Source organism: Yokenella regensburgei, assembly GCF_051486985.1.
GTDB lineage: Bacteria > Pseudomonadota > Gammaproteobacteria > Enterobacterales > Enterobacteriaceae > CBFFRJ01.
In genome coordinates, this window is the sequence record NZ_JAHVDV010000001.1 from 117,830 (window position 1) to 144,274 (window position 26,445).

Consider the following 26,445-nt stretch of genomic DNA (forward strand, 5'->3'; position numbering starts at 1 on the left):
AATAACTTTTTTAGCTAATCTATGCACTTTTTGATATTTGTCTGATGTTAGCGGGTATGTGAATTTAGCCATGAATTCTGACTAAAAACAGGGCGTAAGAATTAGCATGGCAACCTCAGCACAATATAAAAAAATCGGTGCGCTGACCGCACTGGCACTTCTTTCTTTCTCTTTTGCCGCTCATGCGGACAAACTGGCGGATATCAAAGCCGCTGGCGTCGTAAAAGTCGCGACCTTTGATGCCAACCCGCCATTTGGTGCCATCGACCCACAAAGCCATGAAATTGTTGGCTATGATGTCGATTTTGCTAAAGCACTGGCCAAAAGCCTGGGCGTGAAGCTGGAGCTGGTGGCAACCAACCCGGCGAACCGTATTCCATTGCTGCAGTCGGGCAAAGTGGATCTGATTGTGGCAGACATCACTATTACCCCAGAGCGTGCGCAGGTCATTGATTTTTCAACACCCTATTTCGTGACCGGGCAGCAGTTCCTGGTATCGGCCACTGGTTCAGATAAGCTTGACAGCTACAGCAAAGCCCGCATCGGTGCAGTAAAAGGCACCACCGGCGAGCAGGCGCTGCACCAGCGTTTCCCGCAGGCCCGCGTGCTGGCGTATGACGACATCCCGCTGGCGCTGACGGCACTGCGTAACGGCAATGTGCAGGCAATCACCCAGGACAGCACTATCCTCGCAGGGCTGCTGGCGGAAGCGCCGGATAAGGCAAAATTCAAAATCCTGCCGGATCTGCTCTCAAAAGAGGAGATTGGGGTCGGGGTCACCAAAGGCGAAACGGCGCTGTTAAACGCGGTTAATGACGAACTCGTTAAGCTTGAGCAGAACGGCGAAGCCGCAAAAATCTACGACGCCTGGTTTGGACCGCAAACCAAAGCTCCGGCTCCGCGCAGCTTTAAAATAGAAGCGAAGTAATATGCTGGCAGGTCTCTTCTCCTCCTCCGTGGCCCAGGCCCCGGAGGTTTTTCCCGTGCAAAAAGGCACGGTGGAATTTCGTGGTGCCAGTAAAAGCTACGGCGACCATCGGGTGCTGAATAACATCAATTTACAGGTCGCGGCCGGCGAGGTGGTGGCAGTCTGTGGGCCGTCAGGTTCCGGTAAATCGACCCTGATTCGTCTGATTAACCAACTGGAAACGCTGACTGACGGCGAGATTCTGGTGGACGGAAAACCCACACGGCAGCTTAAAGGCCGGGAATTGCGCGCCCTGCGCCGCCACGTGGGGTTTGTCTTCCAGCAGTTTAACCTCTATGCGCATCTGACCGCGCTGGACAACATCACCCTGGCGCTAACCAAAATTCACGGTAAATCGGCGGCGCAGGCCAGAGCGATAGCGCTGGCGTTGCTTGAGCGCGTCGGGCTGAAAGAGAAAGCGGAGCACTATCCCTCACAACTGTCCGGTGGGCAGCAACAGCGCGTGGCGATTGCCCGCACGCTGGCAGCCGATCCGCATATCATTCTGTTTGATGAGCCTACTTCAGCGCTGGATCCTGAGATGATAGGCGAAGTACTGCAGGTGATGAAATCCCTTGCCCATAGTGGGATCACGCTGATTGTGGTGACCCATGAAATGCAGTTCGCCCGGGAGATTGCCGACCGCGTAGTGTTTATTGACGGTGGGGAGATCCTCGAAGAAGCGGCGCCTGACCTCTTTTTCACCGCACCCCGCCATCCACGGGCGCAACGCTTCCTGCAAAAAGTCCTTAACCCACTGCATGCCGACAGCAAGGAGTTGTAATGGGGATCCATCTCGACTGGGCAGGGGTCTTCACCGGCCAGCCAGCGCAATGGCTTATTTCCGGTTTTCTGACCACTGTCTGGGTCACGGTAGCGGGTGTGTTACTTGCCACGCTACTCACCGTACTTCTTCTCGCGCTCCGTCTGGCGGGGGGCAGACCCGGAAGGATTGTCGTTGCCTGCTGGGTCTCGCTGTTTCGTAACACCCCGTTGCTGGTGCAGATCCTCTTCTGGTACTTCGCCGCCTGGAATGTTCTGCCCGAAGGCTTTCGCCAGTATGTCAATGACGACCACGCCTTCAGCATTCTGCCGGGCGACGTCTGGTGGTTTACGCCGGAATTTCTTTCGTCCGCCTGGGCGCTGGGGCTGTTTACCGCAGCGTTCCTCGTAGAAGAGATTCAGGCAGGGCTAGGGGCCGTACCGGCCGGGCAAATTGAAGCCGCAAAAGCGCAAGGGTTCAGCGATCTGGCGCTGTTTCGTTGGATTTTGCTGCCGCAGGGGCTGGAAAATGCCTGGCAACCGGTGGTGGGGCAGTATCTCAATCTGATGAAACTTTCGTCGCTGGCGACCGGGATTGGGTTTGCAGAGCTGACCTACCAGACCCGGCAGATAGAGAGTTTCAATGCTCATGCGCTGGAAGCCTTCACCGTAGGGAGCGTGCTGTATCTGGCGCTGGGGTTGATGATGAGCCTGTTGTTCAATCTGCCGCGTGGCTGGCGCGGGTTAAGCCGCAAGGAGGCGTACCGTGATCGCTAATATCACTGTTATCACCGATAACCTCAGCTATCTGTTGTTGGGACGGGCGTTACAGGGCGAGCCGGGCGGAGTGCTGCTGTCGGTGCTGATGACGCTGGGGGCCGGAGTGCTGGCTTTTCCTGGCGGTATTCTGCTGGCCTGCCTGGCGTGGCGGTATCCTGGCTTGCCGCGAAAAGTGCTGTTTGCCTGGGCGGAGCTGATCCGCGGGATCCCGCTGATCTTTGTCATCTTCTGGATGTGGTTTTTGCTGCCCTGGATAACCGGTGCGGATCTGCCAGGGGCCGTTACGGTGACGCTGGCGCTGGCCTGGTTCACCTCGGCCTCGGTAATGTACTCCACGCTCGCCGCGCTGAATGCGTTACCCGCAGGGCAATATGAAGCGGCAGTAAGTAGCGGATTTGGTGCCTGGCACATTTTGCAACTGGTGCTGCTGCCTCAGGCGCTGCGCAATGCGATACCATCGTTTATTGGCCTGCTCATTGCTTTACTCAAAGACACGTCGCTGGCATTTATTGTCAACGTACCGGAGCTGACCACCGTAGCCGGGCAGGTTAATAACCGGGTACAGGTATATCCGGCCGCGTTGTTCATCTTTACCGGTCTGGTGTACTACCTGCTGTGCAGCCTGTTAGAACTGAGCGTGAAGCGCTGGCAGCGCCGGCATCTACTGCCGACCAATTAACAATGAGACCAGCCCTGCCGCAATCAGTGGCCCTACCGGTACGCCCCGGAACAGGGCCACACCCAGCACCGTACCCACCAGTAATCCTGCTACCAACGAAGGCTGTGAACTCATCAGCGTGACGCCGCGACCGCCCAGCCACGAGACGAACACGCCAACCGCAATTGCCACCAGCGACTTCCAGTTCAAAAAGGAACTCATCAGCGTGGAAGGTGGCAGGGTACCGCTGGCAATGGGCGCCATCACGCCAATGGTCAGGATGACAATCCCGATAGTCAGCCCCTGTTTTTCAATCCAGGGAAAATAGGCATTGAGTGGCGTAATCCGCACGATGATGAGGACCATGACGGCAACAGCAACGGTGGTGTTATGGCTGAAAAAGCTCAGCGCCACCAGTCCAAGAAGAATAAAGAGAGTGGTATCAAACATGGAGAGGGTTTCGTTCCTTGTCAGAATAAAAGAAGCCTGCTTACCGTACTTTACGCGTAAGCGCATTGATAAGCAGGCTTTTTATACCGAAAGGCGCATTTTCGGGCAATCGCATTAACCCGTGATTAACAAGGCTTCCAGCGGGCTACCCTCCCGGATAAACACGGGTATTGTCTCAAGCCCGGCGGCCACCTGAATGCGCTGCCGGCCCTGATAACGCTCGCCATTAAGCGCCACCCAGCCGTGGTCCCCCGGCAGCCAGACGTCACGTTCGCGTGCCCCCGCCTGTAACACCGGAGCCACCAGCAAATCATCACCAAACAGATACTGGTCTTCTACCTGCCAGCTCTCGGCGTCGTCGGGGTAGTGCCAGAACAGGGGACGCATCAGCGGATCACCGTGCTGGTGGGCCGTATCAAACAGCGCATCCACATAGGGACGTAGTTTCTCGCGCACCCCAAGCCAGTGTTGCATGATGGCGAAATTCTCCTCGCCATAGCTCCATAATTCATTAGGCGAACCGCTGTTACATTGCGGGATGCCGTTACGGTAACTTTCCGGTGGCTGGATCTGCGGTTCACGGTAGCCGTGCATGCGCAGCACCGGGCAGAAGACTGCCCACTGGAACCAGCGGATCAGCAGCTCGTGGAAGGCGGGATCGTTGACGTTGCCCCCCTGGAAACCGCCAATGTCGGTCGTCCACCAGGGTATACCTGCCATCCCCATGTTCAGCCCGGCAGCCAGTTGGTTTCTGAACGCATGAAAAGAGGAGTGCACATCGCCAGACCACGCCAGCACGCCAAAGCGCTGGCTGCCCGCCCAGGAGCAACGCACCAGATTAACAATCTCCTTCTCGCCACTCGCAACAAGCCCGTCATAAAAGCCCTGGGCAAAATCGCGCGGGTACTGGTTCCCTGTCTCCAGAACCGGCCCGGCGTGATAGCGGTAGTTATCGAAGTCATAGGCGCGATATTCCGGCTCGGCTTCGTCCAGCCAGAAAAGTTTGATACCGAGATCGTAGTAATTTTTCTTTACCGTCTCCCAGACAAATTCGCGCGCCTGCGGATGGGTGGCATCAAAAAAGGTGGTATTACCCATAAAGTCGAGATTGACCTGTACGCCCCGATCGCTGGTGACCAGGTAACCTTTGGCTTTCATCACCGGGAACAGAGGACTTCGGGCCTCTACCGTCGGCCAGACGGAGACCATCAGCTCGATGCCCAGCGCTTTCAGCTCATCCACCATCGCTTTGGGATCGGGCCAGTCCACTGGGTCAAAGCACCAGGTGCCCTGATTCGGCCAGTGGAAGAAGTCGATGACCATCACCGAAAGCGGCAAGTGACGACGGCGATACTCGCGTGCGACTTCCAGCACCTCCTGCTGGGTGCGGTAGCGTAGTTTGCACTGCCATAGTCCGCTGGTGAAGCCGGGAGCAGGGGGCGGCGTGCCGGTGGCTTTCGCGTATTGACGGGTAATGGTCTGAATGCTGTCGGCGGCGGTTATCCAGTAGTCCATCTCCTGGGTCACTTTTGCCTGCCACTGAGTCTGGTTTTTGGCAAAGCTGGCTTCGCCGATGGCCGGGTTGTTCCACAGCAGACCATAGCCAAGGCTGGACTGCATAAAAGGCACGCTGGCCTGGGAGTTACGCTGCGCCAGCTCCAGCACACAGCCTTTCAGATCCAGCCACGGCTGCTGGTACTGTCCCATACCGTAGATGCGCTCATCGGCACGGGATTCAAAACGCACGGTCAACTGGTACTTGCCGCCAGGCAGGGGTTTAAATTCGCGCCCGTCCAGTTTAAGGGCGCTGATGTATTTGTCCTGACTCTTTTCGCTGGCACCAATGCCGACGGTGGAGCGCTGTCGCCACATCTCTTCCAGCAGCAGTTCGCCGCGCTGGTTATAAAAGGCCAGTTGGCCTTTCAGGTTGAGGACGGCGGTAATGTTGCCGTTACGCAGGGTCAGTTGCTCTGGCTGGGCGCTGACCTTCGGCTGACTGGCCGCTGGCGCTAACAGCGCATGCAGGTTATCGCTGAATTGTGGGGCGCAGGTGGCCCGCACGCGCAGGCTGTTTACGCCCCAGGGCTCAATGCGCAGGATCTGACGCTCAAAACGCCATTCAATGCTGTCAGGGTGTTGGATCAGTTCGCTCATAATGAATACGTCCTTTTACGAAAGACTTTGACGGGCAAGGTTTATGGATTTCATGGTGCTGTCGTCGAGTTTGTACCAGCGCAGCGTGGCGAAGGCCGCCAGCGACAGCAGGCCGGGCACGACGGTAAACAGGGCAACGATGCAGTACATTGCCGTTGAAGTTTGTTCCGGCGCGTTAGCCACGTAACCACTCAGACTCAGCGTCCAGCCTACGATCGCACCGCTGATGGCCATACCCAGCTTCAGCACCGCAAGGAAAGTAGAGAAAATCACACCGTCCATGCGTTTCTTCTGCAACCATTCGCCGTAGTCTGCCACGTCCGCCATCATCACCCACATCAGGGTGGTGGTGGACTGATACAGCGTTGAAACGATAAACGTGAGAGGCACCAGCACAAAAATGGATTTCGGGGCAAAGAACAAGGCGATGCTGAGGACGCCAGCCAGTACCGAGCAGTAACCAAACATCTGGACTTTGCTGAAGTTACGGGTCAGGCGTTTTGCCAGTGCACTGCCTGCCGCTTTACCCAGAATATGCGCGCCGAGCATCCACATAAAATAGCTGGCACTGCCAAGATAATAGGTCACGAAATACATCATGGCACCGAGACGAATAACCCCAAAGCCAATATTGGTTATCACCAGCATGGCAACCACGCGCCATTGATCGTTACGTAACAAATCACGTAGTTCAGCAAGGTAATTATTATGTGTGGCCGGCGCTTTAATGCGTTCGCGAGTATTTGCAAAACAGATCCAGAACATAATCACCGCTGCGCTTGCCATTATGGCCATCGCCCAGCGGTAACCCAATAATTTGTCATCACCGCCAAGATATTGAGCCAGAGGCATCATAAAGAAGGTCGACATTGCGCCACCAAGGGTCGCTAAAAAGAAGCGATAGGATTGCAATGAAATACGATCCTCATTATTAGGCGTGATGACAGCACCCATTGAGCAGTAAGGAATATTAATCGCGGTATACATCAGCATCATCAGCGTATAACTGATGGTAGCGAAAATCATCTTACCGGAAAGGGTCAGCGATTCAGGCACGGCGTAGGTCAGCAGGCAGCTGGCCCCGAAGGGAAGTGCAAGCCAGAGCATCCAGGGACGGAATTTTCCCCAGCGGGTTTTGGTACGATCCGCAAGATAACCCATCGCCGGGTCGATAATAGCGTCAGCGGTACGCGCGAGTAAAAACATGGTGCCCACGAAGGCGGCGGGTAATCCTACAACGTCCGTATAATAAAAGGTCAGAAAGATAATGACGTTATCCAGCCCGACGTGGCTTGCCATGTCGCCCAGTCCATAACTGATTTTTTCTTTACGGGTGATCGTTAAATTCATTGTATTCACCAGACTCTGTAAGGTTATTTCAGGGGGGTACTGAATATATGGTGTGTCAATATTGGATGGTTAACAATTACGAGATCTGCCTTCGGAATTATGGAAACTGCTTTTCGTGATACCGGTAACAATTTATTTATGCATACTGCAAATAATAAATAACCCGCTTTTAAGGCGAAAAGAAAGAGATATTAGGGCAGGAATCGTTTCAGCCGCAATTGACATCAGGATAATCTGGTCCTGTCATTAAATCGTCACCTTAAGTGATTATTACTACCTTCATCTGGACAAAAAACAGGCATAAAAGATGAACGATCCGATGCAATATGAAGTGCTTCTCATCACGTTATCTTTTATTACCATGATGGTGGTGCTGGTTCTGGCGGTACTGATGCTGGAAAAAGCGGGCTGGCCATAACGCCACGCCCTGTTGCCTCACGGCAGGCGATGAAAACTGACCTGTTGCGGGCGCGCGATGCGCAGGTAATCCTCGGTGTTGAGAATAATAGACTTCTCCAGAAGTCCGGCGTTAAAAGCTATCTCCTCAACGCGTTCAAACAGGAGCGGGTCGGCGACCAGTTTCAGGTCCGGATGAAAACTAAAGGGAGGGATGGCACCAAATACACAGGCCGTTAAGCTTTCAACTTCCGCCGGGCTTGCCAGCGAGGCTTTAGTGCCGCCAAAAAAGGATGCCAGTTGCGATAAGTCTGCCTGCAGATCAGCGGCCAAAATCGCCAGGACATGTCGTTTTACCCCGTTGCCTTTAATTTTACAGACCAGCGCTTTGGCGCCCTGGGCCAGGGCCGTTTTACGTATTTCACTCACCGCTTCGCATTTACCAGAGGCTTCGTGTTCAACCACACGATAGCGTGCATGGTGCGCATCAAGGGTTTCTATAAGATGCTGATGGATATCAAGACTGGCAATGGTGGACATTATCGCTCCCGGATGAATAGCGTAAAACCCAAGAGTAATGCAGCGCGACGGGGATGAAAATAAAAAAGCCGCCTGAGAAGAAGGCGGCTTAAAAAGCACTCATTTCAACAACGCTGTTATGTGTACTATTTTCAAAGGCCAGACGCTAATGGCGCGAATGGAAAATCGAGTTTGTCCGGAAGTAATATGCCATATCGACGGCGGGGCAAGAGGGGAAATAGCTGCATTTTTGTACCGCAATTTGCCCCTTAGGGTATTGTGCGCGAAAAACAGCCAGCGGGGGATCGCTGGCTGCCGGTTCGATTAACTGCCGGAGGTGGCAGCCTGTTTATGAAAAAGCTCGCGGAACACAGGATAAATATCTTCCTGGTCGCGGATGTGCTGGATAGCGAAGTTGTCGAACATCGTTTGCAGATGCTCGTACTCCCGCCAGAGCGTCTGATGCGCACGACGGGTGATTTCAATGTAACTGTAGTAACGCACCACCGGGAGGATCTTTTTCGCCAGAATCTCGTGACACAACGGCGAGTCGTCTGCCCAGTTATCACCATCCGAGGCCTGCGCGGCGTAAATATTCCATTGGGTAGGATCGTAACGTGCCTTCACCACTTCATCCATTAGCTTCAGCGCACTCGACACGATGGTGCCGCCTGTCTCCTGCGAGTAAAAGAACTCATGCTCGTCCACCTCTTTTGCCTGGGTATGGTGGCGAATATAGACGACCTCGACGTTTTTATAGGTCCGACTCAGGAAGAGATAGAGCAGGATGTAAAAGCGCTTGGCCATATCCTTGGTGGCTTGATCCATTGAGCCTGATACGTCCATCAGGCAGAACATTACGGCCTGGCTCGATGGCTCCGGGCGCTTTTCATAATTTTTGTAGCGTAAATCAAAGGTGTCGATAAAAGGTACGCGTTCAATCTTCGCACGCAGCTCCGCAATCTCTTTACGCAGACGCTCCTCTTCCAGTAGCTGGGCAGGTTCACTTCTGGCTACGTTGTCCAGATCCTCTTCAAGTGCGCGTAGTTCGCGTCGCTTACCGGCAGTCATCGCCGTGCGTCGCGCCAGCGAGTTCTGCAGAGAGCGCACGACGCTGATGTTGGCAGGCACGCCGTTTGCCGTATATCCCGCCCGGTGGGTTTTATACTCATTGAGCTGTCGGTGCTGATTTTTCTTCAGATTAGGCAGCGCCAGATCTTCGAAAAGCAGGTCCAGATATTCGTCTTTCGAAATCTGGAAGACAAATTCATCCTGACCTTCGCCGTCGGCGCTGGCTTCTCCCTGACCACTCCCACCGCCGCCACCGCCACCCTGAGGGCGCTCGATACGGTCATTCTGTACAAAGTGATCGTTACCAGGGTGGACACGATGGCGTAAGCCGCCGCGTCCCTGATGGAACATCGGTTCGCTGATGTCATCAATGGGAATTGAGACGGACTCACCGGTCTCAACGTCGGTGACGGAGCGTTTGTTAATCGCTTCGGAAATCGACTGCTTTATTTGCGCTTTATAACGGCGTAAAAATCGCTGGCGGTTAACCGTGCTCTTATTTTTACCGTTAAGTCTTCGGTCAATGAACCAGGTCATAGGCCCTCCGGTACTGCATTTGCCAACTTCTTATGGCGTTGTAATGCCGGACGGCATACCGCCCGTCCGGCCTACAGTTCTCATTGTTCTGGCCCGATACCGCGTACCGGGCAGGCATGACGTTAAGACGATTTGCGCACGCGCAGATACCATTCGCAAAGCAGACGAACCTGTTTGCGGGTGTACCCTTTTTCCATCATGCGGTCGACAAAATCGTCGTGCTTTTTCTGCTCATCGGTAGAGGTTTTGGCGTTGAACGAGATAACCGGCAGTAGCTCCTCGGTATTGGAGAACATTTTCTTCTCAATAACCGTGCGCAGTTTTTCGTAACTGGTCCAGTTCGGGTTGCGGCCACTGTTATTTGCCCGGGCGCGCAGCACGAAATTTACTATCTCATTGCGGAAATCTTTCGGATTGCTGATCCCCGCCGGTTTTTCGATTTTTTCCAGTTCTGCATTCAACGACTCACGGTCAAACAGCTGGCCGGTATCCGGGTCGCGGTACTCCTGATCCTGGATCCAGAAATCGGCATAGGTGACATAGCGGTCAAAAATGTTTTGCCCGTACTCGGAATAGGATTCCAGATAGGCCGTCTGGATCTCTTTGCCAATAAACTCAGCGTATTTCGGGATCAGATAACCTTTGAGGAATTCAAGATAACGTTCGGCCTGTTCCTGCGGAAACTGCTCGCGTTCAATTTGCTGTTCGAGCACATAGAAAAGGTGCACCGGGTTTGCCGCCACTTCGACATGATCAAAGTTAAACACGCGGGAGAGGATTTTAAAGGCGAAACGGGTCGACAGGCCGTTCATCCCCTCATCCACACCGGCATAATCACGGTACTCCTGATAGGACTTGGCTTTCGGGTCGGTATCTTTCAGGCTTTCACCGTCATACACGCGCATTTTCGAGTACACGCTGGAGTTTTCTGGCTCTTTCAGGCGCGACAGAATAGAGAATCGCGCGAGGGTTTCCAGCGTACCGGGCGCGCAGGGCGCATGGGTCAACTCACTGTGGTTAAGCAGTTTTTCGTAAATCTTGATCTCTTCGGAGATACGCAGGCAATAAGGCACCTTGACGATATAAACGCGGTCAAGGAAGGCCTCATTGTTTTTATTGTTACGGAAACTCACCCATTCTGATTCGTTAGAGTGCGCAAGAATAATACCGTTAAAAGGCAGCGCGGAGATGCCTTCCGTACCGTTGTAGTTCCCCTCCTGCGTAGCGGTTAACAGAGGGTGCAGCACCTTAATGGGTGCCTTGAACATCTCCACGAACTCCATAATGCCCTGGTTGGCCCGGCACAGCGCGCCTGAGTAACCATAGGCATCCGGATCGTTTTGAGCATGGTTTTCCAGTTTACGGATATCAACTTTACCCACCAGCGCCGAGATGTCCTGGTTGTTCTCATCACCAGGCTCAGTTTTGGCAATCGCAATCTGCTCAAGGATGGAGGGCCAGACTTTGACGACGCGGAATTTAGAGATGTCGCCGCCAAAATCATGCAGACGTTTTGCCGCCCACGGAGACATGATAGTGCCAAGGTAACGACGGGGTACGCCGTACTCTTTTTCCAGAATCTGCGCATCTTCCTGCGGGTTAAACAGGCACAACGGGTGATCGTTGACCGGGCTGCGTTCGCCGTTGGCGCTCAGTACGTAAATAGGGACACGCTGCATTAAGGCTTTCAGCCGCTCTGCCAGCGAAGATTTACCGCCACCGACCGGGCCGAGCAGATACAGGATCTGTTTCTTCTCTTCCAGCCCCTGGGCGGCGTGTTTGAGATAGGAGACAATCTGCTCAATAGCCTCTTCCATACCATAAAACTCTTCGAACGCCGGGTAGCGTCCGATAACCCTATTCGAAAAGAGACGGGAAAGCCGTGGCTCTAGCGCAGTGTCCACCATTACTGGCTCCCCAATAGCCATCAATAGTCTTTCAGCTGCGTTAGCATAGGCACTGCGATCCTGCTTACAAATAGCAAGAAACTCCTGCAGTGTGAACTCTTCGTCCTTGGCAGCTTCATAGCGCTGGCGGTAGTGATCGAATATATTCATGGCATGCCGTCCTATTGTAATCGATGGGAACATTTTAAAAGTACGGGCAATTTTTACTTTTAGCGTCGTAAACCAACAGGATAAAAAATGACTTATCGTCCTATTTGTTATGAGCGTGTATCGAGTTTTGATCAAGTCGTAAGCGGAGCGGGTCTGGATGATCGGCGTTCAATTATTGAACAATCTTTAGATGATAATTCTGAAAAATTTAGTGATGATAGGATTTATATAATAGATGAGGGCGTTTCTGCGTTTAAAAATGCCAACATTTCACCCGGCTCGAATTTAGGTAAATTTTTACAGTATGTGCGTAATCGCAAGTCTGGGACTGCCGATGCATTAATAGTCACATCATAAGATCGCTTGAGTCGTCGTTCGTCGTAGGCGGAAAATACTATTCAATTCATCGTTGTTAGTGGCATTGTCGTACATCATATCAGTACGGGTTTAGTGTTAAAAAACGATGACAGTTTCTCAAAAATACTCATGGAAATTATCCTACAGTGTTCGCATAACGAATCGCTGATGAAGTCAGTACGTGCGAAGGTGGTATGGCAGAACAAGGTGCAAAGAGCGGCAGCTAATGGTGAGGTAGTATCCAACCGTATGCCATTCTGGTTAGAAAACATTGATAACAAGTACTCGATCATTCAGGAACAGGCTGTACTCATTGTGCAGTGTTTTGAATGGTACAGGCAGGGGTTTAGTACTGGTGAAATTGTTAAACGGCTTGATAATCCTAAGTGGCAGATGGTTAGGGTATCGAGGCTCATTCGTGACCGCAGATTGTTAGGGAACATAAGCGGCACAACGATGAGGTGATCTCGAATGTGTACCCAAAAATCATTGATGATGCACTATTCCTAACTGCTAACCGTATGATGGATACGGTTATGACTGATAAGAAAAAGCCTGCTGGGGATCTTCTTCTTGAGCCATCTGTAGTTAAACAAATATTCTCATTGTCAGAAAGTGGGCTTGGATCTGGAGCCATAGTAAAGCGATTACCAAAAGGCTGGAGTACGGTAAACGTATTAAGAGTACTTAGAGATAAAAAAGTTGTTGAAATGATAATTATCGACAACCTTACATTTGAACGAGTAAATACAAAACTCACTGCAAATGGTGTTGCAAACTGTATAAGAAAAGATGTAACCCTTGCACAAGATGATTACATTACAAACCTTTTCTCAAGAATTCTAAAGTGTGGTTGTTGTGGTGGCAATATTGCAATCCATTACAACCATGTAAGAACGAAGTATGTAATTTGTAGAACGAGGGAAGAGAAGAAAAGATGTGCTGCTAAATCTATTCAACTGTAATAGCAGGTTTATCACCCATCAGTCCTTTATATAATTGCTTAAGTCTGGTATGAACTTTAGTTTGTTTGCTATCGAGTTTTGCTAATTTATTAATGACATCATCGATGGTTTTCGATAATTTCCATTTTGGAATGGCATTGGTCTTTTTTACACGCTCCGAAAAATAACATGTAAAAATCTCACTTGCTATCTTGTATTTTTGAGATGATATGAAAAAGTACAGAGTGTGTAATTTAAATATTTCTTCTATTATGGTTTTTTTTGTTTTCTTTTAGAGAATAACCATACCACATTAGCTCTGATTTTTCTGAGTCAAACTTCAACTTATAGCCAGAGTTATACGGATCTTTTATGTCTTTGAGTTCAGAGAAGTGAGTTTTCAATTTATTATATCTAGGAAGTACTTCTTCTCGATGACTCTTAACAACGATTTCAAGAACCTTTACCAACTCAATGAAACTCCCATCAATTGAGTCACTCACAACTCAACTCAGCATTGTTTTTACATTGTTTTTAAGGAATTTAATTGCATCAGGTAAACCATTTTGATTTAGTTTTGGTTTAAGCCACTTCTTTGTTTGTAATACTGCGTAAACTGCAGCACTTGCAATAGCAATGATACATAAAGCACTTACCCAATCCGTTACAGAACCCCACTCGAAACCTTTCGAACCAGCGAAAAGTACTTTTATAAAAAACAGAATTTCTAAGGAAGCAATAATCCCTATCATAATAAAGAAAGGTGTAGAATATTTTTTAATGTCCATATCAAGCCTTAATCAAAATCAGTTGCAACACATCACCACCACTGAAACTTATATAAATATTTTTTAAGATAAATCCCAATATTATGTTACTACTTTAACGACAAAGACCGTCTTATTATTGCTGTCGTTCAGACAATGCCAGAGGCTGATGATGGATACAGTAGAGCAGTTGAACGGAACGTACTTCTATGCTGGTAAATCTAATTTAAGTGCTGCTGAATTGTTCTTCATGGTGTTTTGTGAGAAGACTGTAGAACAGTTTGGATGAGGTGTTGCCGATTTCGCGGCAGTTATTGCAATAGTTTCAGGCCGAAACGATCTACCTACTCGCACCAAACCTGGTGGGTCTATTACTGGTACGTCGTATGCGTCGAAAGCATCCCGAGCGGTATTTAAAAAGGCAAAGTTCCCATTCGGTTTGTCGCTTCCAACTTGGTTAGGTGGGTACACTCCCTGGACCGCAAGAAAACAAATGGTACGTAACATCGCTCCATTCGTTGGACGTACTATACCGCTAATCGGTGTATTGATACTTGCGAATGACGTATCTCAAATTGTCTATCGTACCATCAGCGAGTACAACGCTATTGCAAGGGGAAATGACAAGCTATGGTAGATAACATTGAGGAACGAGTTTATGAAATCGTTCGCCCATATGCAGGGACATATGTATTGTCTGATAAACCAGTTCTATTGACTCCAGTGACAGATCTCGATAGTGATCTGTCTATCGATGAACTGGAGGCTGAGGATCTGATGGAGCGGTACTTCAACGAACTACATGTAGACAGAGGGGATTTTAATATCAAAACATATTTTCCCGACACTCCGGTTTCATGGAATCCATTTAAAAAAACAGAGCCAGTACCAGTACCCGATTTTACTATAAGTATGTTAATCGAGTCAGCTAAAGCCGGACGATGGTTATATGACTAATTTATCTATAAAAATATTGATACGTCTGAAATTTTGAATCGCCACGGATAATCTAGACACTCCTGAGCCGTCGATAATATTGATTTTCATATTCCGTCGGCGGCATCTGATCACTCGAACCATGCCGACGCTTACTGTTATAAAGCATTTCGATGTAATCAAAAATATCGCTGCGGGCTTCTTCCCGCGTTCCATAGATCTTTTTCTTTATCCGTTTACGCTTCAGCAACTGGAAAAGCTTTCTGCAACCGCATTATCGTGGCAGTTACCGCGACGGCTCATGCTGCCTTCCAGACCGTGTGATTTCAGGAACGACTGCCACTCATGGCTTGCGTACTGACTGCCCTGATCAGAGTGAACCAGCACCTGTTTTTGGGGATTACGCCGCCATACAGCCATCAGCAGTGCGTTCAGGACATTGTCCTTTGTCATCCGGGATTGCATTGACCAGCCGATAATTTTGCGTGAGAACAGATCAACCACCACGGCAAGATACAGCCAGCCTTCGTGGGTCCTGATATAAGTGATGTCCGTTACTCAACGCTCATGCGGAGCATCCGGATTGACCTGTCGCTGGGGCCTGTTGGGTGTCACGATGCAGGCCTCGCCTTTACGTGCCCGCGGGCTCCGGTATCCGACCTGAGCTTTTATTCCGGCACGCTTCATCAGCCGCCAGACACGGTTCACTCCGCACTGCTGTCCGGTATCACGCAGATCGAGATGGATCTTGCGATAACCATAAACGCATCCCGACTCCAGCCAGAACTGTTTGATCTGTCCTGTCAGTCTCAGGACTGTCTGATGGCGTTGTGAATGCGGCTGCTGAAGCCAGGCGTAAAAGCCACTGGGATGAACATCCAGCACCCTGCAGAGCAGACGAACAGGCCAGCAACGGGAATTGTCACGAATAAAGGCGTACCTCAGTCGGACAGCTTTGCGAAGTACGCCGCGGCTTTTTTAATATGTCCCGTTCGTCGGTAACCCGCTTCAGCTCTTTCTGAAGACGGCGTATCCCGACCTGAGCATCTGCCTTTTCTTTATTAGTGTTAGGATACGGACCGTACTTCGTTATCCAGGCGTAAAGGCTGTGGGTGGTGATATCGAGACGTGTTGCAACACTGGAAACAGAATGACCATGATAAAAAACCTGTTTGACTGCTTCAATTTTAAACTCTTCGGGATAACGTTTACCGCTCATGGGCACCTCTCTTTAAGTCATCTTAAATGACTCCGAGGTGTCTGTTAAACCCGTGGCGATTCATATCAGTACGACATGCTACTGCGTTGCCTTTTGTAATGCATAAGTAAAATAATTTGGGATGAATGAGGAGGGCGGTTACACTTCTTACGCCGATTATTGACAACAGGAAAGAAAGGACTGTGACCAAATTCAAACTCCTGGCACTGGGTGTGCTAATCGCGACTTCAACCTTTGCTGCCAGTGCCGAAAACAACTTTTCGCTCGGTGCGGGCGTGGGCGTGGTGGAGTCTCCTTATAAACAGTACGACAACAAAGCCTATCCGGTGCCGGTTATCACCTACGAGAGCGATGACTTCTGGTTCCGTGGATTAGGTGGCGGGTACTACCTGTGGAACGATCAGGCAGACCAGCTCTCGGTCTTTGCAGCCTACTCCCCCTGGAGCTTCAAGCCTGGTGACAGCGACAATAATCAGTTGCGTCAGTTGAATAAGCGTAAATCAACCGCGGTGGCGGGCCTCTCTTACATTCATAATACCGAGTACGGTTTCCTGCGTACTGCGATTGCAGGGGATATACTGGATAACAGCAATGGTGTGACCTGGGACCTGGCGTGGCTTTATCGCTACACCAACGGTGGTCTGACCCTGACGCCAGGGATTGGGGTTGAGTGGAGCAGCGACAACCAGAATGAATACTACTACGGCGTGTCCCGTTCTGAATCCCGCCGTAGTGGCCTCGACAGCTACGATCCGGACAACGGCTGGAGCCCGTATCTCGAACTGACCGCCAGCTATCGTCTGACTGATAACTGGAGCGTTTACGGCACCGGTCGTTATACGCACTTGTCTGACGATATCAAAGACAGTCCGATGGTTGATAAATCCTGGGCCGGGCTGCTATCGGCAGGTGTGACCTATCGCTTCTGATTGTGCTTTTTGATAGTGCAATTTGTGCACGCAAACAGGGCCTTTGGCCCTGTTTTACTTTACGGTGGTGCATTATTAAAAGGAGGACGAAATGACAGAGAAACATGTTCTGTTTGCCGGCACCCATACGCTGCCTGCTATCGGCCAGGGGACCTGGTACATGGGTGAAAATGAACGACAGCGGTCGCAGGAAGTTGATGCACTGCGTGCGGGCATTGACCTTGGACTCGGAGTGATCGACACCGCAGAAATGTACGCCGATGGGGGAGCGGAAGAGGTCGTGGGCGAGGCACTGCGCGGAGGCTTGCGCGATAAAGTCTACCTCGTTTCTAAAGTCTACCCGTGGAATGCCGGGGGTAAGAAAGCCATCGCCGCCTGTGAAGCCAGCCTGCGTCGCCTGAACACTGATTATCTGGATTTATACCTGCTGCACTGGCGCGGTAACTTCTCCCTTGCCGAAACCGTAGAGGTGATGGAAACCCTCATTGAGCAGGGCAAAATTCGCCGCTGGGGCGTATCCAACCTTGATTACAGCGACATGCAGGCATTGTGGCAGGTCCAGGGCGGCAACGCCTGTGTGACCGACCAGGTGCTTTACCATCTCGGTTCACGGGGTATCGAATATGATCTGCTGCCCTGGTGCCAGCAGCAACAGATGCCAGTCATGGCCTACTGTCCATTAGCCCAGGCGGGACGTTTGCGTGACGGCTTAATGCACAACCGCGTCGTGGAGGAGGTTGCGGCGGCGCATCAGGCTACTGCAGCGCAAATTTTGCTCGCCTGGGTTATCAGCCATCAGGGTGTGATGGCGATTCCCAAAGCGGCAAGCGTGGCGCATGTGGAAGAGAATGCAGCAGCGCTAAGGATTACGCTGAGTGAAGAGGAGTTATCCCGGCTGGATAAAGCGTTTCCTGCACCGGGAAGGAAAACGCCGCTCGATGTCGTATAGCGGTGAGATAACGCCCTTCCCTGGCGGGAAGGGCGTGAAAGGATTAACGTTTCACAACCTTGATTGTCTGCGCGAGGCGTGACGGGTTTTCTTCAGTTGTCTTCTGCGCTTTCGTAGCACAGGCAGACTCCACGCACACGAAGTTTTTATAGCCGTCATCGGGCATATCGGCCATGCTCTTAGCCAGTGCCGGGCCAGGGTTCCAGCCGACCACATTATAGTGATGGTGATGGACCACTTCGATAGCGCGATTGAGAGCGCCGTCATGAATGATGCTACAGGCTTCCGGGTTCAGGTAGACGCGGTCGGTACGATCCGGGAAGGTTTGCACGCCATCGGTTAAGGCGTCTTCTTTTGCATCATTGACCTTATCAATAAAACGGTCGCCCAGGCCGCTGACTTTCACGGCATGGATATCCCCTACGTTGAAGTAGGTGTGCAGCGCAGAGTGGGTTTCAAACTCGCCGTGCGCTTCCAGTTCGATTTCACAGGTTTTGCCGAGCTTAAAGCGCGCAAGCAGAGTGAAGTCGTGTTCCCAGTACTGACGGGACGCGTCGCTGCTTTGAAGTTCAAAGGTCAGCACCACGCCGTTATCGTCTTCATTATGGGCTTTCAGTGTCCACGGCAGATTACGGGCAAAACCGTGAGCCGGCAGTCCCTGCTTCGCTGCCGGACCGAACCACGGCCAGCAGATAGGCACGCCGCCACGCAGGGCGACGCCAGGTTTAAAAGGCGTGTTGTCGCTTAACCACAGAACCTCATCTTCACCCTGCGGCTTCCAGGAGAGAAGATGTGCGCCGTTGAGTGCGACGGATGCTTTCACCATCGGATGATCGACAACAATAATATCAAGTTCGTCATTTAAGCGGCGGGAGAGGGTAGGGGTAATTTGTTCGACAACCGGGAGAGCAAAAATTGTGTTTATCATGGTGCAATCCTTCGTTAGCGTGACACTAAAACAAAAAAAGGCGACCGAGGTCGCCTTTATAGATCAGAATCTCATCTCACTTATTTGGAGATGTGAGCGATCAGGTCCAGAACTTTGTTGGAGTAACCGGTTTCGTTGTCGTACCAGGAAACCAGTTTCACGAAGTTGTCGTTCAGCGCGATACCCGCTTTAGCATCGAACACGGAAGTGCAAACTTCACCGTTGAAATCGGTAGAAACCACGTCATCTTCGGTGTAACCCAGAACGCCTTTCATTGCGCCTTCAGAAGCCGCTTTGATCGCTTTCTTGATTTCTTCGTAAGACGCTGCTTTTTCCAGACGAACGGTCAGGTCAACAACAGAAACGTTCGGAGTAGGAACGCGGAACGCCATACCAGTCAGTTTGCCGTTCAGTTCTGGCAGAACTTTACCAACAGCTTTCGCTGCACCGGTAGAAGACGGGATGATGTTCTGGGATGCGCCACGACCGCCACGCCAGTCTTTATGAGACGGGCCATCAACGGTTTTCTGGGTTGCAGTGGTCGCGTGAACTGTAGTCATCAGACCTTCGATGATGCCGAAGTTGTCGTTGATAACTTTAGCCAGCGGTGCCAGGCAGTTGGTGGTGCAGGATGCGTTAGAAACGATGTCCTGGCCTTCGTATTTGTCAAAGTTAGCGCCTTTAACAAACATCGGGGTGTTGTCTTTAGAAGGACCAGTCAGAACCACTTTTTTCGCGCCAGCAGTGATGTGCTTACGAGCAGTTTCGTCGGTCAGGAAGATACCGGTAGCTTCAGCAACAACGTCAACGCCGATTTCGTTCCACTTCAGGTTAGCCGGATCTTTTTCAGCAGTTACACGGATGGTTTTGCCGTTAACAACCAGGTGGCCGTCTTTCACTTCTACGGTGCCGTTGAAGCGGCCGTGAGTGGAGTCATATTTCAGCATGTACGCCATGTACTCTGCGTCTAACAGATCGTTGATACCAACGATTTCGATGTCAGAACGTTCCTGAGCAGCACGGAAAACAATGCGACCGATACGGCCAAAACCGTTGATACCTACTTTGATAGTCATATATTCCACCAGCTATTTGTTAGTGAATAAAAGGTTGGCTGTAAAATTACAAAAACCTTACGCAGCGTCAAGCGGAATCGTGTCAATCATTGCGACAAATCATATTCCGCCTAACCTTTGTTCGACTGATTCGTCCCACTCTTCCCATGAGCATTCTCCCCTAATGGGGACGCCGCCCCGAATTTTAAAGGTCACGCAGGATAAAAATGTGAGCAACATCACAATTACCCCTCCGGGTGCCAGGCGCGCTTAAGTTTAGAACAAAAGTTAGTTCTTCATTGTTAATGTTTTGTTAGAATCTACAGAGTGTAATATGCGTTCTTATTGCGAGATGTGAGCCTATGACGACGAATTCTTCTCAGGACGAACTGAAAAAAAATCTTACAGAAATGCAGTTCTACGTGACGCAAAATCACGGCACCGAACCCCCTTTCACCGGGCGGTTACTGCATAACAAGCGGGAAGGGGTTTACCACTGTTTAGTCTGTGACGCCGCACTGTTTCAGTCCCAAAGCAAATTTGATTCTGGCTGCGGCTGGCCCAGCTTTTACGAGCCGGTTGCCGACGGTGCTATCCGTTACATTAACGATTACTCTCACGGTATGCAGCGCATCGAAATTCGCTGTGGAAAATGCGATGCCCACCTGGGGCATGTTTTCCCCGATGGCCCGCAACCTACCGGGGAACGTTACTGCGTTAACTCCGCTTCCCTGAGCTTTTCTGACGATGAGAATGGCGAACAGATCAAAGGTTAACGAATCGATTCAGCAATTATTCCACTGGAGCTAATTAATTATGGATCTTGATCACGTCATTAACAGCATGACGCCGGAAATTTATCAGCGTCTCGTTACGGCAGTGGAGTTGGGAAAATGGCCCGATGGCGTCGCGCTGACGCCTGAGCAAAAAGAGAACAGCCTGCAGCTGGTGATGCTCTGGCAGGCAAAAAACAACACACAGGCACAACACATGACCATCGACACGCAGGGTCAGATGGTGATGAAAACCAAACAGCAGCTCAAGGAAGAGTTTGGGATTGGTTCGAAGCCCATCGCCACTCTCAAGATCCAATAACGCGTGTGAAAACGGTCCGGCCAGAAGGCCGGACGCGAAGATTACGCCTGGGTTTCCAGCCAGTCCGCCAGTGTGTATAAGGTCGCGCCTTCGGCGGCCATATCCATAAAGGCCTGTGCGCTGTCGCGTGCGTTCAGATTCACACCACGGCAGCCATCGGTTATCACATTGACCTGGTAACCCAGTTTTAGCGCATCCAGCACCGTGTATTTCACGCAGTAGTCGGTGGCCAGACCGAGCACGGTGAGCACACTGATAGCATGCGCACGCAACCAGTCATCCAGTGCCGTTTTTTGCCGATGCCCGTTATCGAAAAACGCGCTGTAGCTGTCGATAGCCGGGTTCTCACCCTTATGAATGATTTCACTGATGTCTGCACGGTTGAGCAGGGGGTGCAATTGCGCCCCTTCGCTATGCTGGACGCAATGATCCGGCCAGAAGGTTTGTGGCAAACCCTCTAGCTGCCCCTGCGTAAAAGGCTCAACGCCATGCTGACTGGCGAAGCTGCCGTGGTTTGCCGGGTGCCAGTCCTGGGTTGCAATAACCGGCTCATGTCGGGCGTGGCTCCAGTCAATCAATTGGTTTGCCACATCCACCGTGCTGTCGCCTTCCGCTACGGCCAGCGCCCCTCCGGCGCAGAAATCATTTTGCAAATCCACAAGCAGTAACGCACGTTGTTTCATGTCGCCTTCCTTACTCATCAGGGGTCAGTTCGCCCCGCAGATTCTGACTCATGGCTTTACGGATAGCCGCTGCATCCAGATTCTGACTCAGCAGATAATGCAGTTTCGTCAGGGTCGCCTCGACGGTCATATCGGCACCACCAATCACACCGGCATGCGCCAGTGCGTTGCCAGTGGCGTAGCCGCCCATGTTGACCTTACCGGACATACACTGGGTGAGGTTTACCACCACGATGCCGCGATCGCTGGCTTCCTGCAACTCCTTGAGGAACTCACGGTTCTGTGGAGCATTTCCAACGCCGTATGAGCGCAGGATCAGGGCCTTGACCGGCTGGCGTAAAAAGTTGCGCACCACATCGGCAGAGATACCTGGATAGAGGGTCACCACGCCAATCGGCTGGGGTGTTATCGGATGCACACTCAGCGCCCCCTCGCCATGAGGAGCGGGCGGAGTATTAAGACGACGAATGTGGATGCCGGCTTCAAGCAGGGGCGCAAGATTAGGTGAAGCAAAGGCATCAAAACCGTCTGCGTGGGCTTTGGTGGTGCGATTGCCGCGATACAAACGATTATTGAAAAATAACGTCACTTCGCTGATCGGGAAGTTAGCCGCCACGTACAGTGCATTCAGCAGATTAATCTGCCCATCGGAACGTAGCTCGGCCAGCGGGATTTGCGAACCGGTGACGATAACAGGCTTGCTGAGGTTTTCCAGCATAAATGAGAGCGCCGAGGCGGTGTAGGCCATGGTGTCGGTGCCATGCAGGATCACGAAGCCATCGTAGTCGTCGTAGTGGGCCTTGATATCGTCCGCAATATGCAGCCAGTCTTCGGGGGTCATATCCGAAGAGTCCATCAGCGGATCATATTCGTGAATAGTGAAATCCGGCATTTCCGGACGATGGAATTCAGGCATCAGGGCCAGCTGGCGCTGTAAATGGCCGGAAACCGGAACATAGCCGTGTTCAGAACGTTGCATACCGATAGTCCCGCCGGTATACGCCACATAAATTGATTTTTTCTGCATGGTAGAGGATGTATTAGCACAACGTGGGGGGAGTATATACACAGTGAATGATTGATGCAGCGAAAGCCAACAGAAAAGGCGGAGGCTTTCGCCACCGCCCTGGGAGGAATTAGACCGTAAGCGTTATTTGATATTGGCGCAGGTCAGGCAGAACGCATAACGGTTCTGTGGATCGTTAAACGCGGCCAGTTTGTCAGTTTCGGCTTTCACCTGTACGGCTGCGCTGGCCAGCGGTGCAGGAAGATAGGCCTGCAATGCCTGCGGTAACATGGCGCGAACGGAGCCAGACATGCTGTCCATCATCCGGTCAAAGAACGAAGGTTCGTCCTCATACCACTCCACATGCCACTGTTTAAGCTTCGCCAGTTCAGCCGCTTTATTCAGCGCATCATCAAAATCACCTAATCCATCAACCAGTCCGTTTGCTTTCGCGTCCTGGCCGGTCCATACATGGCCCTGGGCGATTTTATCGATCTGCTCCGGGGTGCTGTTACGTGACTTCGCCACCAGACCGATAAAACGTTTATAGCCATTCTCAATACTGATTTGCATCATCTGTGAGACTTCTGGCGTCAGCGCTTTGGTGACACTCATGTCGGCCAGCGGCGAGGTGGCGACGCCGTCAGTGTGCACGCCAATAGCGTCAAGGCTGTTTTCCAGCGTGTTGATTACGCCGAATATGCCAATAGATCCCGTCAGCGTGCTGGCGTTGGCCACAATGTAGTTAGCAGGGGTTGAGATCCAGTAACCCCCGGACGCAGCCATACCGCCCATGGAAACCACCACCGGTTTACCTGCCGCTTTCGCTGCGGCCAGCTCGGCGCGAATCACTTCCGAAGCGCTTACGCTGCCGCCTGGACTGTTAACACGCAGCACAATGGCTTTCACTTTCGGATCCAGACGAGCATCGCGGATTTGTGAGGCGGTGGTATCTCCGCCCACATTGCCAGCCGTTTCCTGCCCGTCCATGATAGCCCCATTAGCAAAGATGACGGCCACCGAATCACCCACATCGCTTCGTGCTTTAAGGGGGTAATCGTAGTAGCTGATGGCACGGAAATGTTTATCTTTGTCATCCCAGCCGAACTGTTTGGTCAACGCTTTTTCAGCGTCAGCACTGGAGCCCAGCTCATCCACTAACTTGTTATTCAGCGCATATTTTGCCGTATCACCATCAACCTTGCGCAACCCATCCAGAATCGCCTGCGCGCCAGGGAAGATCTGTTGCGCAGTGACCTTACGGTTAGCGGCGACTGTATTGAGATAATTTTGCCAGAGTTCGCCAATCCAGCGACTGTCAGCCTCACGCGCCGGCGCAGACATATCGTCACGAATAAACGGCTCAACCGCCGATTTATAGGTGCCAACACGGAAGACATGGGTGGTCACTTTCAGTTTATCGAGCAGCGATTTGTAGTAGAGCCCATTGGTTGCGAAGCCATGCAGATCCACTACCCCTTGCGGAGAGAGCCAAATCTTACTGGCGAAGCTGGCAAGGTAATACTGGCCCTGGCTGTAGTTATCACTCACCGCGTAGACAGGTTTGCCGCTGTCGCGGAATTCACGTAACGCCTTGCCGATGTACTGCATGGAGGGTTGGTCTGCGCCGGCGAAATTTTTCAGGTCTAACACAATACCGGTGATATTGCGGTCGGCCTGCGCCTGGCGAATCGTATCGACGACATCGAACAGTGAGTTTTCCTGTAAAGGATCTGAACCGGCCCCGAAGAACTGACGACCCAGCGTCCCCAGGCGGTTACTGGCGGTCGGTTTGTCCACCACCACGCCGGTAATGTCCATCAGCAACGCGCCACGGCTACTATGCTCCGATTTGCTGTCACTGAACTGCATCCAGACACCCGCCACGACCAGCACCAGCAGAATGAAAATTACGTTGAGTACCAGATTGCGGATAAAATTCAGCAATCGCCAGGTCCACTTGAAAAAACCGGCAATAATGCGCCAAAGGGTTCGCATGCTTTCTCCCTGATAAGTAAGGTCACCCGCTGCCCTGAGCGGGAAGTGTCGTTATCCTAATTACCCTGCAGCGTAATGTCAGCAGGAATCGCCGTCGGTGCTGTAACAAATTCTATGCACGTGTTAATTTTAGGAACAAAATTCACAACAGGAGCTTAACTAATGGATGCACTTGAACTGCTCGTCAACCGCCGCAGTGCTTCCCGCCTGGCCGAGCCTGCGCCGGTGGGTGAACAACTGCAGAACATCCTTCGTGCAGGCATGCGCGCGCCGGACCACGGTACGCTGCAACCCTGGCAGTTTTTCCTGATTGAAGGTGAAGGCCGTGAGCGCTTTAGCCAGACGCTGGAAAAAGCGGCGGTGGATGCGGGGCTGGATGAGAAAGCGCAGGAGAAATCCCGCACCTCACCGTTCCGCGCGCCCCTCATTATAGCCGTCGTCGCGAAATGCGTAGAGCACCATAAAGTGCCCGAATGGGAGCAGTTACTCTCTGCCGGATGTGCAGTCATGGCGATGCAGATGGCTGCGCTCGCCCAGGGGTTTAATGGAATCTGGCGTACCGGCCCGCTTACCGACAGCCCCATTGTGCGCGACGCCTTCGACTGTCGGGCGCAGGATCAAATCGTCGGTTTTCTTTATCTCGGTACCCCGCAGTTGAAAGCCGCTACCACGGTCAGCGTGCCCGATACCACCCCGTTCGTGCGTCATTTCTGAACCCACGTTGTAAATCTGTCTGGATTGTGAGCGAACTGCCGCAATTCAGACAGTCTCGCTTACCACAATGTACTTTGAGCGTTACCATAGCCGGATTGTCCTGACAGGAGATGTCCATGAACGAAAACGGTATTCGTCTGACCCAGTACAGCCACGGAGCAGGTTGTGGCTGTAAAATTTCCCCCAGGGTGCTTGATACCATTCTGCACAGTGAACAGGCGAAGTTTCTCGACCCGAATCTGCTTGTGGGTAACGAAACCCGCGATGACGCCGCCGTCTACGATTTAGGTAATGGCACCTGTGTTATCAGCACCACCGACTTTTTTATGCCAATCGTTGATAACCCCTTTGATTTTGGTCGCATTGCGGCGACCAACGCCATCAGCGATATTTTCGCCATGGGCGGAAAACCGGTTATGGCGATTGCCATTCTGGGCTGGCCTGTTAACACGCTGGCCCCGGAAATTGCCCGTCAGGTGATTGAAGGTGGGCGTCATGCCTGTCAGCTGGCCGGTATTGCGCTGGCGGGCGGTCACTCTATCGACGCACCAGAACCTATTTTTGGCCTGGCGGTGACCGGCGTTGTACCCACCGAGCGGGTGAAGAAAAACAGTACCGCGCAGGCAGGTTGCCAGCTTTTCCTGACCAAACCATTAGGCATTGGCGTGCTCACTACGGCGGAGAAAAAGTCGTTGCTCAAGCCTGAACATCAGGGACTTGCTACCGAGGTCATGTGCCAGATGAACCTCGCGGGCGCAGCGTTCGCGGGTATTGAAGGGGTCAAAGCCATGACCGACGTGACGGGCTTTGGGCTGTTGGGCCATCTCAGTGAGATGTGTCAGGGCGCGGGCGTCCAGGCGCAGGTGTGGTATCAGGAGGTACCTAAGCTGCCGGGCGTGGAAGAGTACATCGCGCTTGGGGCGGTGCCGGGAGGCACGCAACGTAACTTCGCCAGTTACGGTCATTTGATGGGAGAGATGCCGACTGCGGTCCGGGATCTGTTATGCGATCCCCAGACGTCCGGTGGTCTGCTACTGGCCGTGACCCCGGATGCGGTAAATGAGGTTCTCGCCACTGGCGCAGAATGTGGCGTTACCCTCACGCAGGTAGGTGAGCTGGTCAGCGCCCGTGCCGGTCGTCCGATGATTGAGATCCGTTAAACCG

At 51.9% G+C, this 26,445-nt stretch carries 27 protein-coding genes and 2 pseudogenes; 15 read left to right on the forward strand and 14 right to left on the reverse strand.

Going from position 1 to position 26,445, the window contains the following annotated elements:
* Positions 1-106: 106 nt before the first annotated feature.
* Genes KXR87_RS00605 through KXR87_RS00620 form a run of 4 tightly spaced genes read left to right on the forward strand, consistent with a single transcriptional unit; the run spans position 107 to position 3,188 of the window.
* A complete protein-coding gene (locus KXR87_RS00605) occupies positions 107-928 on the forward strand; it encodes an ABC transporter substrate-binding protein (RefSeq protein WP_437430334.1) in 822 nt (273 codons plus the stop codon).
* A 1-nt stretch (position 929) separates the two neighbouring features.
* Complete coding sequence (locus KXR87_RS00610) at positions 930-1,751, forward strand: amino acid ABC transporter ATP-binding protein (RefSeq protein WP_437430335.1); 822 nt, start codon at positions 930-932, stop codon at positions 1,749-1,751.
* Positions 1,751-2,506: an amino acid ABC transporter permease gene (locus KXR87_RS00615; RefSeq protein ID WP_437430336.1), complete on the forward strand. Its 756-nt coding sequence runs from the start codon at positions 1,751-1,753 to the stop codon at positions 2,504-2,506. Before KXR87_RS00610 ends, KXR87_RS00615 begins: the two co-directional genes overlap by 1 nt.
* Positions 2,496-3,188 (forward strand): amino acid ABC transporter permease, encoded by a 693-nt coding sequence (locus KXR87_RS00620; RefSeq protein WP_437430337.1) that lies wholly within the window; start codon positions 2,496-2,498, stop codon positions 3,186-3,188. The genes KXR87_RS00615 and KXR87_RS00620 overlap by 11 nt, the downstream gene beginning before the upstream one ends.
* On the opposite strand, the gene KXR87_RS00625 is transcribed toward KXR87_RS00620, so the two are convergent.
* The 3 genes from KXR87_RS00625 to KXR87_RS00635 form a co-directional block, all read right to left on the reverse strand.
* Positions 3,171-3,617: a DUF441 domain-containing protein gene (locus tag KXR87_RS00625; RefSeq protein ID WP_437430338.1), complete on the reverse strand. Its 447-nt coding sequence runs from the start codon at positions 3,615-3,617 to the stop codon at positions 3,171-3,173. The genes KXR87_RS00620 and KXR87_RS00625 overlap by 18 nt on opposite strands.
* 114 nt (positions 3,618-3,731) lie before the next feature.
* On the reverse strand, positions 3,732-5,771 hold the full coding sequence (locus tag KXR87_RS00630; RefSeq protein ID WP_437430339.1) for a glycoside hydrolase family 31 protein: 2,040 nt from the start codon (positions 5,769-5,771) through the stop codon (positions 3,732-3,734).
* Positions 5,772-5,786: 15 nt separating this feature from the next.
* Entirely contained in the window at positions 5,787-7,121 is a 1,335-nt protein-coding gene (locus KXR87_RS00635; protein ID WP_437430340.1) for a glycoside-pentoside-hexuronide (GPH):cation symporter, read from the reverse strand.
* A gap of 307 nt (positions 7,122-7,428) precedes the next feature.
* Between KXR87_RS00635 and KXR87_RS00640 the strand changes: the two genes are divergently transcribed.
* A complete protein-coding gene (locus KXR87_RS00640; RefSeq protein WP_437430341.1) occupies positions 7,429-7,539 on the forward strand; it encodes a small membrane protein YoaI in 111 nt (36 codons plus the stop codon).
* Between the two features lie 17 nt (positions 7,540-7,556).
* Here the strand turns inward: KXR87_RS00640 and KXR87_RS00645 are convergent, their stop codons facing one another.
* From KXR87_RS00645 to yeaG, 3 genes are all read right to left on the reverse strand, one after another.
* The gene (locus KXR87_RS00645; RefSeq protein ID WP_437430342.1) at positions 7,557-8,057 is read right to left on the reverse strand and encodes a YbaK/prolyl-tRNA synthetase associated domain-containing protein; all 501 of its coding nucleotides are present in this window, start codon (positions 8,055-8,057) and stop codon (positions 7,557-7,559) included.
* 303 nt (positions 8,058-8,360) lie between these two features.
* Positions 8,361-9,644 (reverse strand): YeaH/YhbH family protein, encoded by a 1,284-nt coding sequence (locus KXR87_RS00650; RefSeq protein ID WP_437430343.1) that lies wholly within the window; start codon positions 9,642-9,644, stop codon positions 8,361-8,363.
* A gap of 122 nt (positions 9,645-9,766) precedes the next feature.
* Complete coding sequence (gene yeaG, locus KXR87_RS00655) at positions 9,767-11,701, reverse strand: protein kinase YeaG (protein WP_437430344.1); 1,935 nt, start codon at positions 11,699-11,701, stop codon at positions 9,767-9,769.
* Positions 11,702-11,788: 87 nt separating this feature from the next.
* Between yeaG and KXR87_RS00660 the strand changes: the two genes are divergently transcribed.
* Positions 11,789-12,058 (forward strand): hypothetical protein, encoded by a 270-nt coding sequence (locus KXR87_RS00660; protein ID WP_437430345.1) that lies wholly within the window; start codon positions 11,789-11,791, stop codon positions 12,056-12,058.
* A 536-nt stretch (positions 12,059-12,594) separates the two neighbouring features.
* Complete coding sequence (locus tag KXR87_RS00665) at positions 12,595-13,023, forward strand: zinc ribbon domain-containing protein (protein WP_437430346.1); 429 nt, start codon at positions 12,595-12,597, stop codon at positions 13,021-13,023.
* A 233-nt stretch (positions 13,024-13,256) separates the two neighbouring features.
* Here the strand turns inward: KXR87_RS00665 and KXR87_RS00670 are convergent, their stop codons facing one another.
* Together KXR87_RS00670 and KXR87_RS00675 are read right to left on the reverse strand one after the other, a co-directional pair.
* Complete coding sequence (locus KXR87_RS00670; RefSeq protein WP_437430347.1) at positions 13,257-13,505, reverse strand: hypothetical protein; 249 nt, start codon at positions 13,503-13,505, stop codon at positions 13,257-13,259.
* 3 nt (positions 13,506-13,508) lie between these two features.
* The gene (locus KXR87_RS00675) at positions 13,509-13,790 is read right to left on the reverse strand and encodes a hypothetical protein (RefSeq protein ID WP_437430348.1); all 282 of its coding nucleotides are present in this window, start codon (positions 13,788-13,790) and stop codon (positions 13,509-13,511) included.
* 151 nt (positions 13,791-13,941) lie between these two features.
* Here KXR87_RS00675 and KXR87_RS00680 point away from each other — a divergent pair.
* Positions 13,942-14,406: pseudogene (locus KXR87_RS00680) on the forward strand (STM2901 family protein).
* The gene (locus tag KXR87_RS00685) at positions 14,400-14,726 is read left to right on the forward strand and encodes a DUF1493 family protein (RefSeq protein ID WP_437430349.1); all 327 of its coding nucleotides are present in this window, start codon (positions 14,400-14,402) and stop codon (positions 14,724-14,726) included. Before KXR87_RS00680 ends, KXR87_RS00685 begins: the two are co-directional and overlap by 7 nt.
* 52 nt (positions 14,727-14,778) lie before the next feature.
* Here KXR87_RS00685 and KXR87_RS00690 read toward each other — a convergent pair.
* A pseudogene (locus KXR87_RS00690) lies at positions 14,779-15,924 on the reverse strand (IS3 family transposase).
* 182 nt (positions 15,925-16,106) lie between these two features.
* On the opposite strand from KXR87_RS00690, the gene KXR87_RS00695 reads away from it, so the two are divergent.
* Positions 16,107-16,853 (forward strand): MipA/OmpV family protein, encoded by a 747-nt coding sequence (locus KXR87_RS00695; RefSeq protein ID WP_437430350.1) that lies wholly within the window; start codon positions 16,107-16,109, stop codon positions 16,851-16,853.
* Positions 16,854-16,944: 91 nt separating this feature from the next.
* Positions 16,945-17,802 (forward strand): aldo/keto reductase, encoded by an 858-nt coding sequence (locus KXR87_RS00700; RefSeq protein WP_437430351.1) that lies wholly within the window; start codon positions 16,945-16,947, stop codon positions 17,800-17,802.
* A 43-nt stretch (positions 17,803-17,845) separates the two neighbouring features.
* Here the strand turns inward: KXR87_RS00700 and KXR87_RS00705 are convergent, their stop codons facing one another.
* Together KXR87_RS00705 and gapA are read right to left on the reverse strand one after the other, a co-directional pair.
* Positions 17,846-18,730 carry a D-hexose-6-phosphate mutarotase gene (locus tag KXR87_RS00705; RefSeq protein ID WP_437430352.1) on the reverse strand — a complete coding sequence of 295 codons (885 nt, stop codon included), beginning with the start codon at positions 18,728-18,730 and terminating at the stop codon, positions 17,846-17,848.
* Between the two features lie 80 nt (positions 18,731-18,810).
* A complete protein-coding gene (gene gapA / locus KXR87_RS00710) occupies positions 18,811-19,806 on the reverse strand; it encodes a glyceraldehyde-3-phosphate dehydrogenase (protein ID WP_041851661.1) in 996 nt (331 codons plus the stop codon).
* Between the two features lie 341 nt (positions 19,807-20,147).
* On the opposite strand from gapA, the gene msrB reads away from it, so the two are divergent.
* Entirely contained in the window at positions 20,148-20,561 is a 414-nt protein-coding gene (gene msrB / locus KXR87_RS00715; RefSeq protein ID WP_437430353.1) for a peptide-methionine (R)-S-oxide reductase MsrB, read from the forward strand.
* Positions 20,562-20,601: 40 nt separating this feature from the next.
* A complete protein-coding gene (locus KXR87_RS00720; RefSeq protein ID WP_437430354.1) occupies positions 20,602-20,880 on the forward strand; it encodes a YeaC family protein in 279 nt (92 codons plus the stop codon).
* Positions 20,881-20,921: 41 nt separating this feature from the next.
* Here the strand turns inward: KXR87_RS00720 and pncA are convergent, their stop codons facing one another.
* The 3 genes from pncA to sppA all read right to left on the reverse strand — a co-directional run bounded on the left by pncA (position 20,922) and on the right by sppA (position 24,567).
* Positions 20,922-21,563, reverse strand: a complete 642-nt coding sequence (pncA, locus tag KXR87_RS00725; RefSeq protein ID WP_437430355.1) for a bifunctional nicotinamidase/pyrazinamidase — start codon at positions 21,561-21,563, stop codon at positions 20,922-20,924.
* A 10-nt stretch (positions 21,564-21,573) separates the two neighbouring features.
* Positions 21,574-22,590 (reverse strand): asparaginase, encoded by a 1,017-nt coding sequence (gene ansA, locus KXR87_RS00730; RefSeq protein ID WP_437430356.1) that lies wholly within the window; start codon positions 22,588-22,590, stop codon positions 21,574-21,576.
* A gap of 123 nt (positions 22,591-22,713) precedes the next feature.
* A complete protein-coding gene (gene sppA / locus KXR87_RS00735) occupies positions 22,714-24,567 on the reverse strand; it encodes a signal peptide peptidase SppA (protein WP_437430357.1) in 1,854 nt (617 codons plus the stop codon).
* Between the two features lie 162 nt (positions 24,568-24,729).
* On the opposite strand from sppA, the gene KXR87_RS00740 reads away from it, so the two are divergent.
* Entirely contained in the window at positions 24,730-25,281 is a 552-nt protein-coding gene (locus KXR87_RS00740; RefSeq protein WP_437430358.1) for an NAD(P)H nitroreductase, read from the forward strand.
* A gap of 116 nt (positions 25,282-25,397) precedes the next feature.
* Positions 25,398-26,441 (forward strand): selenide, water dikinase SelD, encoded by a 1,044-nt coding sequence (selD, locus tag KXR87_RS00745; protein ID WP_437430359.1) that lies wholly within the window; start codon positions 25,398-25,400, stop codon positions 26,439-26,441.
* Positions 26,442-26,445 lie beyond the last annotated feature (4 nt).